Origin of the sequence: Enterobacter sp. RIT637 (genome assembly GCF_019718755.1) — a bacterium.
Lineage (GTDB): Bacteria > Pseudomonadota > Gammaproteobacteria > Enterobacterales > Enterobacteriaceae > Enterobacter.
In genome coordinates, this window is record NZ_JAIHAZ010000001.1 from 365,916 (window position 1) to 379,328 (window position 13,413).

Annotated in this window: 15 protein-coding genes; 5 read left to right on the forward strand and 10 right to left on the reverse strand. The window is 53.1% G+C overall.

The window, feature by feature from the left end:
• Nucleotides 1-4 precede the first annotated feature (4 nt).
• Complete coding sequence (katE, locus tag K5E19_RS01755; protein ID WP_221549732.1) at nucleotides 5-2,254, reverse strand: catalase HPII; 2,250 nt, start codon at nucleotides 2,252-2,254, stop codon at nucleotides 5-7.
• Between the two features lie 86 nt (nucleotides 2,255-2,340).
• Between katE and cedA the strand changes: the two genes are divergently transcribed.
• Nucleotides 2,341-2,697, forward strand: a complete 357-nt coding sequence (cedA, locus tag K5E19_RS01760) for a cell division activator CedA (RefSeq protein WP_260411582.1) — start codon at nucleotides 2,341-2,343, stop codon at nucleotides 2,695-2,697.
• A 48-nt stretch (nucleotides 2,698-2,745) separates the two neighbouring features.
• On the opposite strand, the gene tcyP is transcribed toward cedA, so the two are convergent.
• The 4 genes from tcyP to hxpB form a co-directional block, all read right to left on the reverse strand.
• Nucleotides 2,746-4,137, reverse strand: coding sequence for an L-cystine transporter (tcyP, locus tag K5E19_RS01765; RefSeq protein ID WP_216356951.1), 1,392 nt, complete (start codon nucleotides 4,135-4,137; stop codon nucleotides 2,746-2,748).
• A 127-nt stretch (nucleotides 4,138-4,264) separates the two neighbouring features.
• Complete coding sequence (locus K5E19_RS01770) at nucleotides 4,265-4,855, reverse strand: metal-dependent hydrolase (RefSeq protein ID WP_221549733.1); 591 nt, start codon at nucleotides 4,853-4,855, stop codon at nucleotides 4,265-4,267.
• Nucleotides 4,856-4,949: 94 nt separating this feature from the next.
• Nucleotides 4,950-5,711 (reverse strand): 2-dehydro-3-deoxy-D-gluconate 5-dehydrogenase KduD, encoded by a 762-nt coding sequence (kduD, locus tag K5E19_RS01775; protein ID WP_221549734.1) that lies wholly within the window; start codon nucleotides 5,709-5,711, stop codon nucleotides 4,950-4,952.
• Nucleotides 5,712-5,840: 129 nt separating this feature from the next.
• On the reverse strand, nucleotides 5,841-6,512 hold the full coding sequence (hxpB, locus tag K5E19_RS01780) for a hexitol phosphatase HxpB (RefSeq protein ID WP_108416806.1): 672 nt from the start codon (nucleotides 6,510-6,512) through the stop codon (nucleotides 5,841-5,843).
• A 148-nt stretch (nucleotides 6,513-6,660) separates the two neighbouring features.
• On the opposite strand from hxpB, the gene K5E19_RS01785 reads away from it, so the two are divergent.
• Complete coding sequence (locus K5E19_RS01785) at nucleotides 6,661-7,197, forward strand: YniB family protein (protein WP_221549735.1); 537 nt, start codon at nucleotides 6,661-6,663, stop codon at nucleotides 7,195-7,197.
• A gap of 29 nt (nucleotides 7,198-7,226) precedes the next feature.
• On the opposite strand, the gene K5E19_RS01790 is transcribed toward K5E19_RS01785, so the two are convergent.
• From K5E19_RS01790 to pfkB, 3 genes are all read right to left on the reverse strand, one after another.
• Nucleotides 7,227-8,087: a fructosamine kinase family protein gene (locus tag K5E19_RS01790; protein WP_221549736.1), complete on the reverse strand. Its 861-nt coding sequence runs from the start codon at nucleotides 8,085-8,087 to the stop codon at nucleotides 7,227-7,229.
• A 105-nt stretch (nucleotides 8,088-8,192) separates the two neighbouring features.
• Nucleotides 8,193-8,483, reverse strand: a complete 291-nt coding sequence (gene ghoS, locus K5E19_RS01795) for a type V toxin-antitoxin system endoribonuclease antitoxin GhoS (RefSeq protein ID WP_108416807.1) — start codon at nucleotides 8,481-8,483, stop codon at nucleotides 8,193-8,195.
• Between the two features lie 105 nt (nucleotides 8,484-8,588).
• On the reverse strand, nucleotides 8,589-9,521 hold the full coding sequence (gene pfkB / locus K5E19_RS01800) for a 6-phosphofructokinase II (protein WP_221550019.1): 933 nt from the start codon (nucleotides 9,519-9,521) through the stop codon (nucleotides 8,589-8,591).
• A 295-nt stretch (nucleotides 9,522-9,816) separates the two neighbouring features.
• On the opposite strand from pfkB, the gene K5E19_RS01805 reads away from it, so the two are divergent.
• Nucleotides 9,817-10,575, forward strand: coding sequence for a YdiY family protein (locus K5E19_RS01805; RefSeq protein WP_174339380.1), 759 nt, complete (start codon nucleotides 9,817-9,819; stop codon nucleotides 10,573-10,575).
• A 264-nt stretch (nucleotides 10,576-10,839) separates the two neighbouring features.
• On the forward strand, nucleotides 10,840-11,040 hold the full coding sequence (locus tag K5E19_RS01810; protein WP_221550020.1) for a hypothetical protein: 201 nt from the start codon (nucleotides 10,840-10,842) through the stop codon (nucleotides 11,038-11,040).
• 138 nt (nucleotides 11,041-11,178) lie between these two features.
• Here K5E19_RS01810 and yniD read toward each other — a convergent pair whose 3' ends face one another.
• Entirely contained in the window at nucleotides 11,179-11,286 is a 108-nt protein-coding gene (yniD, locus tag K5E19_RS01815) for a small membrane protein YniD (RefSeq protein WP_010426102.1), read from the reverse strand.
• A 99-nt stretch (nucleotides 11,287-11,385) separates the two neighbouring features.
• Nucleotides 11,386-11,478: a stress response membrane protein YncL gene (gene yncL / locus K5E19_RS01820; protein ID WP_071785204.1), complete on the reverse strand. Its 93-nt coding sequence runs from the start codon at nucleotides 11,476-11,478 to the stop codon at nucleotides 11,386-11,388.
• A 322-nt stretch (nucleotides 11,479-11,800) separates the two neighbouring features.
• On the opposite strand from yncL, the gene thrS reads away from it, so the two are divergent.
• On the forward strand, nucleotides 11,801-13,413 hold a 1,613-nt coding region (gene thrS, locus K5E19_RS01825), incomplete at its 3' end, for a threonine--tRNA ligase (protein ID WP_221550021.1).

Sequence of the window (13,413 nt, forward strand, 5' to 3'; positions counted from 1 at the left end):
TCTTTTACGCCGGTATCTGATCGATCTTACTGCTGCGCGACCAGACGCGGTGCGCGGCGAGTAAATCAAACAGCTTCGTCATAAAGGCATCGTCAACGTTGTCGCCCTCGACAATACCGTCCTCACCCTGATCGGCCACCTTCAGCTGCGCCTTAAACTGTCGCGCATCGCCTGCCAGGGCGATCGGTTTCAGGTGCTTATAGGCTTCCAGCAGATAATACACGGCGTCACCGTTGGTCAGCAGGCTGTTAATGTCCCCGCACGGCACAATCACCGCATCGACGGTCAGCGAAGGCGCACCGGCAAAGGTCGCCGCCACCGGCAGCACGGAGCCATCATCGGCGGTCACTTCGCCCATACGGGAATAAAGCAGTTTCGCATGCACTCCCTGAGTTTTCAGCGCCTGCATAATCCCCAGCACGTCGCTGGCGCGGGTTTTATCGTTCAGCAGGATGGCGACAACGCGGCCCTTAATGGATCCGCCCGGAACGGCGTACAGGCTCAGAGACGGATCTTTTTTAAGCCCGTTAACGTCTTTCGGTGGGGCTGCGTTACGTTGTTCATCGGTCAGGGTAATACCAAGGTTATCGGCGACGCTCTGCGCAAGCTGGATATCGATTCGCGCCAGCTGATCGACCACGCGTTCGCGGATGTAGGTACGCACCACCTTGCTCAGCTCAAAGCTGAAGCCGCCGATGATATGCTGCTGCTCAATCGGCGTCTGGCTGTTCCAGAACAGACGAGGATGGGCGTAATACTCACCGAAGGACGGGCTGCGTTCACGAATTTTGTTGCCGTCGATACGCTCCTGGTACGATTCGAATCCACCGCGTTTCGGTCCGGGAGGGGTTTCACGCGGCCAGTTATCGTTGATGGAGTTCGGCTCGTAGTTCGCCGGGTTGGTGTCGATATCCTGTCGATGCATCCCGTCGCGCTGGAAATTATGGTACGGGCAGGTAGGGCGGTTAATCGGGATTTCGTGGAAGTTCGGTCCGCCAAGACGGCTAATCTGCGTGTCGGTGTAGGAGAACAGGCGTCCCTGTAGCAGCGGATCGTTGGTGAAATCCAGACCGGGGACGATATGGCCCGGGTGGAAGGCGGCCTGTTCGTTCTCGGCAAAGAAATTATCCGGGTTACGGTTAAGCACCATTTTCCCCACCAACTGAACCGGCACCAGCTCTTCAGGAATGAGTTTGGTCGGATCGAGCAGGTCGAAATCAAATTTGAACTCGTCCTCTTCCGGGATCAGCTGTAACCCCAGTTCGTATTCCGGGAAGTCTCCGGCTTCAATGGATTCCCACAGTTCGCGGCGGTGGAAATCGGGATCGCGGCCAGTCAGCTTCTGCGCTTCATCCCACACCAGCGACGCTTTACCCGCCACCGGTTTCCAGTGGAAGCGCACGAACGTGGCTTTGCCTTCCGCGTTAATCAGGCGGAAGGTGTGGATGCCAAACCCTTCCATAGTGCGATAGCTGCGCGGAATGCCGCGGTCTGACATCGCCCACATCACGTTGTGCAATGTTTCTGGCTGTAGCGAGACGTAATCCCAGAAGGTGTCGTGCGCACTTTGTCCCTGCGGTATGGCCCAGTGGGGCTCCGGTTTTACCGCATGGACAAAGTCAGGAAATTTATGCGCATCCTGAATGAAAAACACCGGGGTGTTGTTGCCGACCAGATCGAAAATACCCTCTTCGGTATAAAATTTGGTGGCAAAACCGCGGATGTCGCGCACCGTGTCGGCCGAGCCAGCGCCACCCTGCACGGTAGAAAAGCGCACAAACACCGGGGTGATTTTATCCGGGTCGGAGAGGAAATCCGCTTTGGTAATCTCTTTCAGGCTCTTATAGGGTTGGAAATACCCGTGTGCAGCCGAGCCGCGAGCGTGAACGATGCGTTCCGGTATGCGTTCGTGGTCGAAATGGGTGATTTTTTCCCGCAGGATGAAATCTTCCAGCAGAGTCGGCCCGCGCGACCCGGCACGCAAGGAGTTCTGATCGTCAGCAATGCGCACGCCCTGATTCGTCGTGAGCGCGAAACCCTCGCCACCTTTACGGTGCGGCTCAAGCGATTTCAGCTTCTCGTTTCCCGTATCCGGTGATTTCATGCTTCCCGGCGCGGTAGGCTGTTCGCCAGGAGCGGATGGGCCCGGTGAGGGGCGGTGAGAGCCGTCAGCAGGGGCGAGAGAGTCCATACCTGGTTGCGATTCTTCAGTGCCATGAATCGGTGATTGATGTGTTTTATCTTTGTTCGACATTGCACGCTTCTCCTTTATCCATTGCTAAAAACCCTATTAAGGATAGAACAATGTTGCGAGATGGCTCGCGAACTAAGAGTTTTCACATGACGTCATTAACGAAAGGAGCCATCTCACCCACTCGGAGCGCGACGGAGGGTAGCAGGATCGGCTATCATAGAATTTTCCTGCTTCAAGAATTTGCTTTAGTGAACCAGTCGCTTATGAAACCTCTTCGTCAACAAAACCGCCAGGTTATTAGCTATGTGCCCCGCGTTGAGCCCGCGCCGCCTGACCATGCCCTGAAAGTGGATGGTTTTCGCGACGTCTGGCAGTTACGGGGTAAATACGTGGCCTTTGTGCTGATCGGCGAACATTTCCGCCGCTCTCCCACGTTTACGGTGCCGGAGTCTGCGCAACGATGGGCGATGCAGATCCGCCAGGATGAAGAGGTTGAAGAATAACAGCCACAAAAAAACCGCCATCAGGCGGTTTTTTTATTTCAACGTTGATTAACGGTGCGCCAGTTCGGCGTCGTCTTCACTTTCCAGAATCGCTTTGTCGGTCTGCTTCAGCCACTGGCTGGTCAGCGTACCGGCGGTCATGGAGCCGCTCACGTTCAGCGCGGTACGTCCCATGTCGATCAGCGGTTCAACGGAGATCAGCAGCGCAACCAGCGTCACAGGCAGACCCAGCGCAGGCAACACAATCAGCGCGGCGAAGGTTGCACCACCGCCAACACCCGCAACGCCTGCGGAACTTACGGTCACAATACCCACCAGGGTGGCAATCCAGACCGGATCCAGCGGGTTGATACCCACAGTCGGCGCGACCATTACGGCCAGCATCGCCGGGTACAGACCCGCACAGCCGTTCTGCCCAATGGTAGCACCAAAGGAAGCAGAGAAGCTGGCGATGGATTCAGGCACGCCCAGGCGGCGCGTTTGCGCTTCCACATTCAGTGGAATAGACGCGGCGCTGGAACGGCTGGTAAACGCGAAGGTCAGCACTGGCCACACTTTACGGAAGTATTTCAGCGGGCTGACGCCGTTCACGCCCAGCAGGATGCCGTGCACCACAAACATGATGCCCAGACCCAGGTAAGAGGCGACGACAAAGCTGCCCAGCTTGATGATGTCCTGCAGGTTTGATCCCGCAACCACTTTGGTCATCAGCGCCAGCACGCCGTAAGGCGTCAGCTGCATGACCAGACGGACCAGCTTCATCACCCAGCTTTGCAGGGTATCGATAGCGGTCAGCACACGTTCACCTTTTGGCGCATCGTCTTTCAGCAGCTTCAACGCAGCCACACCCAGGAACGCAGCAAAGATTACCACGCTGATGATGGAGGTTGGGCTTGCGCCGGTCAGGTCAGCAAACGGGTTTTTCGGAATGAAGGAGAGCACCATCTGCGGAACCGTCAGGTCGGCCACTTTGCCAACATAGTTGGTTTGAATAGCCGTCAGACGCGCGGTTTCAGCCGTACCCTGAACCAGACCTTCTGCAGTCAGGCCAAACAGGTTGGTCACCAGCACGCCCACCAGCGCGGCAATCAGCGTGGTGAACAGCAGCGTACCGATAGTCAGGAAGCTGATTTTCCCCAGCTGAGTCGCATTATGCAGACGAGCAACAGCGCTCAGAATAGAGGCGAATACCAGCGGCATCACGATCATCTGCAGCAGCTGCACGTAACCATTACCGACAATGTTGAACCACTGAATGGAATCTTTCAGTACCGGATTATCGGAGCCGTAAACAGCGTGTAATGCCAGACCAAAGGCCACACCCATGACCAGACCGACCAGCACTTTTTTCGCCAGGCTCCACTGTTTGTGGCGTGCCTGCGCGAGAAGCAATAGCAATACAACGAACACAATAATGTTCGCGATGAGTGGAAAATTCATCCCCGTTCTCCTGATTTATTATACGGTCGGTTTTTACCGATCCTGATGGCGCAAGGTTAGCAGAAGTGTGATGCAGCGCTTATATCCAAATGGAATGGGTTATGACAAATGGGATAGTTTTGTCGGTTTATTGTTCAATCTGGTGATGAATAAAGCGATTGAACTGAAATTGCAGCGAATTGATCATCTGCGATGACCAGCGAACTGCACCATTTTCGGGCAATGTCTGCGGCATCCAGACGGCGTACGCGAAGAGTGCCATGCATAAAACGCGCTCCAGCTGATTGCCTTTTTGCGGGGCGAGAATGGGAAAACGGAAACGCCACCGGCAGGGCCACAGGAGGGGAACGCCGGCAGGCGTCAGCATATCGGCAAGAATATGGCTTAAATAGCCGAGCACCATCCCCTGTATGGCATCTGCCGGCACTATCCAGCTATCGGGCACTTTTAAATAGAACAGGGTGAGCAGGGCGAACACGGCCAGCAGGCTGTGGGTAAACCCGCGATGGCCAAACGCTCTGGCGATGGGTTTGGCGATCCACTTCAACCGTTGCCCAAGAAACGACTTCGGGTGATCGATGTCCGGCAGGAGACAGGTTAATACGGCAGAAGGGACAATATGCCACCAGTCCCCCTGTGCCAGCACAGGGGTCAGTTCAGCGTTTTTGGCAAACACTGCGCATGCAATTGAAAAAAGCAGGTGGCCTTCCGCCGTCATGATAAAACCCAACAAACTGTCAATTCATACAGTATAGGGTTTTTATACAGTGCGCGGAAGAGGTGACGGTGTAACTCTTTGTCACAAAGCGTCGCTAGCGCGCCAGCCAGCCACCGTCTACGGCCAGGGTGTGACCATTGACATAATCCGATGCAGCGGAGGCAAGGAAAACAACCGGGCCTTGCAAATCCTCCGGCAATCCCCAACGCCCGGCGGGGATGCGCTCCAGTATCGCCTGGCTACGCTGTTCATCCTCGCGCAACTGCTGCGTGTTATTGGTCGCCATATAACCGGGCGCAATGGCGTTCACGTTGATGCCATACGTGGCCCATTCGTTGGCGAGCAGGCGCGTGATACCCAGAACACCGCTTTTAGACGCGGTATAAGAAGGCACGCGGATCCCCCCCTGGAAAGAAAGCATCGAGGCAATATTGATGATTTTCCCGCCCTGACCCTGCTGGATAAACTGTTTTGCCACCGCCTGAGAGAGGAAAAAAACCGATTTGAGATTCAGGTTAACAACGTCGTCCCAGTCTTTTTCACCAAATGCCAGGGCATCCTCCCGACGAATAGTGCCAGCGTTATTCACCAGAATATCGACGCGTCCCATCTCAGCAACCGCGCTATCTACTACGCGCTGAATGTTCTCTTGTTGACCGAGATCGGCCCGAATCGCCATAAATCGACGCCCGAGAGCGGTGATGCGCGCGGCCGTTTCGTCGGGAACTTTACGGTTCACGCCAACAATATCGCATCCGGCTTGTGCGAGCGCCACGGCCATGCCCTGGCCCAGCCCGGTATCGCATCCCGTTACGATGGCCACTTTTCCTGAAAGAGTGAAGGACTCCAGTATCATACGCGCCTCAGAAGTAAGGTTATTGTCATTCTGAAGGTAAGAATAGGAGGTGAAAGCGGGAAATGCAATTAAATGAAACAATGTTTTATTTTTATTTTCAGGCAGCGAAGGGCTGCCTGAAAGAGAAGTTTACTCGCCGCGCAGGTGTGCAACCGTAAGGTCTTCCAGCGAGGCCAGCTTCACGTCCGCCAGGGCAAAGCGGGGATCATGGCGGCCTTCTTCGGCAGGGACAACGATGGAACGCATGCGTGCGGCTTTAGAGGCCACCATGCCGTTAACGGAATCTTCCAGCGCCACGCAGGTGAGCGGATCCAGACCCAGCTTCGCGGCGCAGTCCATATAGACCTGAGGGTGCGGCTTGCTGTAGGGCAGTTTCTCGGCTGAGGCCAGCGCGTCAAAGCTGTCGCGCAGTTCGAACAGGGACAGCACTTTTTCCAGCATATGCAGCGGCGAGGCGGAGGCCAGCCCGACCTTCAATCCTTGCGCCTTGCACAGGGCGATCGCATCACGCACGCCCGGAAGCAGGGGCTTCTGCTCTTCAACCAGCGTAATGGCGCGGTTAATAATCCGCGCGGTCACTTCGTCACGACCGGGGCCAACCCATGGCTGGTGGGCATACCAGAGATCCACAACCATATCGATGCGAAGTCCCAGCGTATCGGGAAGCTCGTTCCGGCGGCTGATATCGACGCCGAGGCTCGCCATCACATCCAGTTCAGCCCGATCCCACAGCGGTTCGGAGTCAATCAGCAATCCGTCCATGTCAAAAATGGCGGCAAGTATTTGGCGCGGTGTCGACATCACAACGTCTCCTTTTCTCAGGTGTTCGACAGACGAAACGTGCTAAGCACAATCTGCAATTTAGCATAATGCTTTTAAAGAACGGGCGAAAATGATGGGCAGCAGGTAGACTTAGACAAAAATTACGCGTCTTTTTGAAGGGGAACGAATGACGTATCAACAAGCTGGACGCATCGCTGTCTTAAAACGTATTGCTGGTTGGGCCATTTTTATTCCGGCTGTGATTTCCACTCTGATTTCCGTACTCAAATTTATGTACGATCACAGCGAAAAGCAGCCGGGTATCAATGCGGTAATGCTGGATTTCGCGCATGTGATGATTGAAATGATGCGTTTTAACACCCCGTTCTTAAACTTTTTCTGGTTTAACTCACCGACACCGAATTTTCACCAACAGGCGAACGTTGGCTTTTGGGTAATTTACGCGCTGATTTTTATCGCGATGGCATTGCAGGCATCGGGCGCGCGCATGAGTCGCCAGACCCGTTTTTTACGCGAGGGTGTGGAAGACCAGCTCATTCTTGAGCAGGCGAAAGGGCCGGACGGGATGAGCCGCGAGCAAATTGAATCCCGCATTGTTGTTCCGCGCCACACGATTTTCCTGCAGATTTTCCCGCTCTATGTATTACCGGTAATCATCATCGTGGCCGGCTATTTCTTTTTTTCTCTGCTCGGGTTTATCTAGGGCCAAAGCGGGTGGTGCATGACCGCCCGCTACGCCGCCAGTACCCGCTCCAGTGCGCGCTGCGCGTTCACCAGATGTTGACCGCCAAACAGAATCGCCCGATTCAACAGAGTATAAAGTTGATAGACCGGCTGGCGGTCGAGGAAGTCAGGCGGCAACGGCGAGACCGACTGGTATCCGTCATAAATCTGTGGCAGCTGTTCAGGATGCAGTGGTAGCATGGCGAGATCGCACTCTCTGTCACCCCAGTAACAGGCAGGGTCGAAGATATAAGGGCCGTTCGGACCCAGCGCACAGTTATCTGACCACAAATCCCCGTGCAGCAGCGAAGCCTGAGGCTGGTGCGCGGCAAGACGCTGCTGTACATGTTCGACAATGGCGTCAATGTTGCCAAATTCCAGCCCTTTCTCTGCCGCCAGCTCCAGCTGCCAGCCAATACGTTGCTCTGCGAAGAAGGTCGACCAGCGGCGCTGCCAGGCGTTCGGCTGCGGCGTGGTGGAGAGATCGTTGTCGAAATCGAGTCCAAACTGCGGCTGATCGCTCCACTGGTGCAATCGCGCTAGCTGCTGCCCGAGAATAAACGCGTTATGGGCATCCAGTGGGCGAGCGGGGAGATATTCCATGATCAGAAAACTGTAGTCGCGGTCACTTCCTACGGCCCAGACGTGCGGGACGGTGACCGTTTTGCTGCGCGACAGCAGATCCAGCTGATCGGCTTCGGCAGTGAAGATGGGGAGAAGTTCACGTTCATCGCATTTAACGAAAAGGTCGCGCCCCGCGTAGCGTAAATGCCACGCGGCGTGGATCTCACCGCCAGGCAGTTCATTACGCAGTTCAATTTCACCTTCACCTAATTGCTCGCTTAAAAGATGACTGATAGCCTGCCACATGATATCTCTCCCATGTTGTCTGCCAGATCATAAAGTTAGCGCAAAACGGCTGTTAAAAAATACGAACTAACGCACACCTGAACGGTTTAAATTCATACAACGCACTTATTGTTCTTTTTTTCGCCAGCTTTCCCAGGTGTCTACCTCAATATCAGCGTCCTTGTCGGTCACACTCTCGGCCAGGCTGCTTGCCAGGGCGTGAACCTCTTCGTCGCTGAGGGCGCTTATCAGGCCAAACGTCAGCGTGCCTAAATCATGAATATTGCCCTCGTCGTCCGTGAGTGTGAGCAGAAAATTTGCCCGTGTAAAAGCGTTGTTGAGTTCATTAAGCTCGGTCAGTGACGCTTCATGAATATTGACGGTAATGACGTAGCGGGTGATGTCACCACTGCTCATAGTTCACCTCATTGTTATCATGAAAGTTTTCTTAGCATAGTCGATAGTACGTTTTTGGCGACTATGGCTCGTCTTTCCCCTCTCCCCGGGAAGAGGGGATGGCGGTTAGTTTCGGGACAGATAATCAACAATTTTCTCGGTGTCGGGCAGCGAACAAAGCCGCGTTCCCTGATTGATGGTTGCAGCGCTACCTGCTGCGACGCCGTAGCGCGTCATCTCCAGCAGCGACGCACCCTGCGCCAGCTTCAGCGTCATCGCTCCCACCATACTGTCGCCTGCGCCAACGGTGCTCTGGCTTTTCATGGGGGGCGGCACAACCTGTACGAAGCCCGTTTCATCCACAGCCAACGCACCCTGAGGGCCAAGGGAAACCACCACGCGCAATGCCTTGCCGCTGCGTATCAATTCTTGCGCGGCGTTACGAACGTCATCCGGCTGGGTGAGTTCGCGATTAACCAGCGCGCTTAGCTCTTTCTGGTTGGGTTTGACCAGTTCCAGATTGCCAGGCTCCAGGGCGGCTTTTAACGCCTCGCCGGAACTGTCGACAATGCATCGGATGCCCCGTTGCTGGGCTGCCCGAATTAATGCTGTGAATTTCTCAGTGCTTACACCCGGCGGCAGGCTGCCGCTGATCACCAGCAAAGCGCCACTTTCAATTGTCAGAACCTTCTCCTCAAGCTGACGAAACTCATCATCACTTAATTTTGCATCGGGCATGACAAAGCGGTACTGCTCGCCGCTGGACTCAACGTGAACGTGCAGGTTTTGACGCGTCCAGTCCCTGGCCTCGACGGTCTGCACGGCAACCTGTTCATCTGCCAGCAGAGACACCAGATGTTCACCAGTGGCACCACCGGCAGGAAAAATCGCCGTCGCTTTGCCTCCAAGGTGGGTAATTGCGCGTGCGACGTTGATACCGCCACCACCGGGCTCAAACACCGGGGCGCTACAGCGCAGTTTACCTTCCGGGTAAATCTGTGCGGTTAAGGTAGCAGAATCGAGAGAAGGGGAGAGTGTTAGCGTGTAGACAGGAACCATCATAACCTCCTTTTTGCATGGGTTCCTTTAAGCCTGGCACCAATCGACAGGAAGGCAACGTAAATAACAGTATGATTTTAAATATGAATGCTGACAAAAGGGCGAGAATGTTTTTATAAAATAAAAGTCGTTTTGGGATCGTTCTTATTCAAAAAATGAAATAAGAAAACATTGCTATGTTATTTGCGGCTTTTTATAATTTGTTACCTTTCTCTGGACGCCTTGTCATTGATCCTCAAGAAAGTTTCCGAGACCGTGATGGTCTCTTTTTTTGTTGTATGGACTCCTTAATAAAATGAAGCTTTTGAAGACAGTACCCGCTGCAATGATGCTGGTGGGTGGCGTGTTTGCGTCAATGAATGCAATCGCCGATGATACCGTTTTTACTGTCATGGACGATCCCTCCACAGCGCAAAAACCTTTTGAAGGTAACCTGAACGCAGGGTATCTGGCGCAATCCGGCAACACGAAAAGCTCCTCCCTGACCGCAGACAGCACCTTGACCTGGTATGGCAACACCACCGCCTGGTCACTGTGGGGGAACGCCAGCAACACCTCAGCGAACGACGAGCGATCGTCCGAGAAATACGCCGTAGGCGGGCGTAGTCGTTACAATATGACCGATTACGATTACCTCTTCGGTCAGGCAAGCTGGCTAACTGACCGCTATAACGGCTACCGGCAGCGTGATGTCTTCACTGCTGGTTATGGTCGCCAGTTCCTTAACGGACCGGTACACAGCCTGCGTTTTGAATTCGGTCCAGGTGTACGTTATGACGAGTACACCAACGGCGATACCAAAACCCAACCGCTGGGCTATGCCTCTGGTACTTACGCCTGGCAGATGACCGACAACACCAAATTCACGCAGGGTGTTTCGGTATTCGGTGCTGATGATACGACGCTGAACTCCGAGACGGCGCTGAATGTGGCCATCAATGAACACTTTGGGTTAAAGGTGGCGTACAACGTGACCTGGAACTCTGAACCGCCTGAATCTGCGCCTGATCATACTGACCGCAGGACGACAATTTCTTTGGGTTATAAAATGTAATCTACATGGGCCGATATATTTCGGCCCTTTTTTTAAATTTTCGAAATTGTGCTGATTTATATTAAACGGCGTTTTGGAATAATTGGTCCGAAATTATCTCCATACTTTCTTCATAATTACACCAGTCCTTGAATGTTCAGATTATTTGACACGAATTGATAAATAAACTGACTATGAAAAAGTGTGATCCAGATCTACACTGTCACTACAGGCAAAATTCAGCCTTAGGTCTTTATGGTCTAATTAAGTATGAGAATAATCATGATGAAAAAAATCAAAACTGCTGCAGCAGCAATAGTGCTTTCGGCACTCTCTTTTGGCGTATTCGCTGCTGATCGTATCGGTATTAGCACCGCCTCTGATGTAGAAGCGGGTTCAAACATCGCCCCGGCGTCGCAGTCTACCGGTCAGTCAATGAATGATGCGTTTGACGTGCATACACTGGTAGCCGGTGAGTGGTCCTGATATCTCTTTCGGTTTTAAAGCTCACCTGAAAAAAACCGGATTTTGATGTACCGGTTTTTCTCACGTCAATGCTGTAAAGATATTCAAAGGTTCTTAAGGGTTTGGTGTCTTATTACTTTTTCTTGCAATACGTTAACACTAACCCCATATCATTGCAGCCCAGCGCAATAACAACATTGCACCACAGATTGCAATTAATACGACCACCATTTTCCAGTGCTTCGCAGCAAAGCGTTTTGTTGGCATAACCTCATCCTTGTCAGTTTATTGTTCCAGTCTACCAAAAAAATGCGGTGAAAATCGCATTATTCGGGACAACGGGTTATGCCACGGCATTGATTCATGTCAGAACCAATGGAATCTGTCGGCAAGAATCAACACTAAACCGGCAGCTGAGAGTAGATTCAATATCACAACGGTTCTACTGGACACATTCATGTGATGCCCCTTGGGTGTGTAAGGACCTGTTCAAGAATAGCTCAGCACTTTCGAATTGCGAGCCAGGGTTCGCGAAAGTTCGTTCACTCACACGTAAGTGTGAAGGTTCAAACTGGTCGCAGAGGGTGCATTCGCCCTTTCATTAGTGTTACCATTAGAGGGCTTGCCGTAAATCCGCATTTATCTGAAATCGGCGGGAGCATGATGACGAGCCAATTTGACGATTGTTGGTCAGATGGTTTCGCAATCTATTGTTAAATAATGATTATTTTCTTTGTATATGCTCTTATGTGTGGGGCATCACTGCAAATAAGGATATAAAATGCCTGTAATTACTCTTCCTGATGGCAGCCAACGCCATTTCGACCATGCTGTTAGCCCAATGGATGTTGCCCTGGATATCGGTCCTGGACTCGCGAAAGCGACCATAGCAGGCCGTGTAAACGGTGAGCTTGTTGATGCGTCCGATCTGATCGAGAGCGATGCGAAGCTGTCTATCATCACCGCGAAAGACGAAGAAGGTCTTGAGATCATTCGTCACTCCTGCGCGCACCTGTTAGGCCATGCCATCAAACAGCTGTGGCCAAACACCAAAATGGCGATCGGTCCGGTTATCGACAACGGCTTCTACTATGACGTAGACCTTGACCACACCCTGACTCAGGAAGATATCGACGCGCTCGAAAAACGTATGCACGAGCTCGCCGAAACCAACTACGACGTCATCAAGAAGAAAGTCAGCTGGCATGAAGCGCGTGAAACCTTCGTGAAGCGCGGCGAGAGCTATAAAGTTTCTATTCTTGACGAAAACATTTCGCATGATGACAAGCCTGGCTTGTACCATCACGAAGAATACGTCGACATGTGCCGTGGACCGCACGTGCCGAACATGCGCTTCTGTCATCACTTTAAGCTGATGAAGATCGCTGGCGCCTACTGGCGTGGCGACAGCAACAACAAGATGTTGCAGCGTATTTATGGTACCGCATGGGCAGATAAGAAAGCCCTGAGCGCGTACCTGCAGCGCCTGGAAGAGGCTGCGAAGCGTGACCACCGTAAAATCGGTAAGCAGCTTGACCTGTACCACATGCAGGAAGAAGCGCCGGGTATGGTGTTCTGGCATAACGACGGCTGGACCATCTTCCGTGAACTGGAAACCTTCGTACGCTCAAAGCTGAAAGAGTACCAGTATCAGGAAGTGAAAGGCCCGTTCATGATGGACCGTGTGCTGTGGGAAAAAACCGGCCACTGGGACAACTACAAAGATGCGATGTTCACCACCTCTTCAGAGAATCGTGAGTACTGCATCAAGCCAATGAACTGCCCGGGCCACGTTCAGATCTTCAACCAGGGTCTGAAATCCTACCGCGACCTGCCGCTACGTATGGCGGAGTTCGGTAGCTGCCACCGTAACGAGCCATCAGGTGCACTGCACGGTCTGATGCGCGTTCGTGGCTTTACTCAGGATGATGCGCATATCTTCTGTACTGAAGATCAGGTCCGTGACGAAGTTAACGCCTGTATTCGTATGGTCTACGATATGTACAGCACCTTTGGCTTCGAGAAGATCGTCGTCAAACTCTCAACGCGTCCGGAAAAACGTATCGGTAGCGATGAGACCTGGGATCGCGCAGAAGCGGATCTCGCCGTGGCGCTGGAAGAGAACGGCATCCCGTTCGAATACCAGCTGGGCGAGGGCGCATTCTACGGTCCGAAAATTGAATTTACCCTGTATGACTGCCTCGATCGCGCATGGCAGTGCGGTACTGTACAGCTGGACTTCTCCCTGCCGCAGCGTTTAAGCGCCTCTTATGTTGGCGAAGACAACGAGCGACAGGTTCCGGTAATGATTCACCGTGCAATTCTCGGTTCTCTGGAGCGCTTCATCGGCATCCTGACCGAAGAGTTCGCTGGCTTCTTCCCAACCTGGCTTGC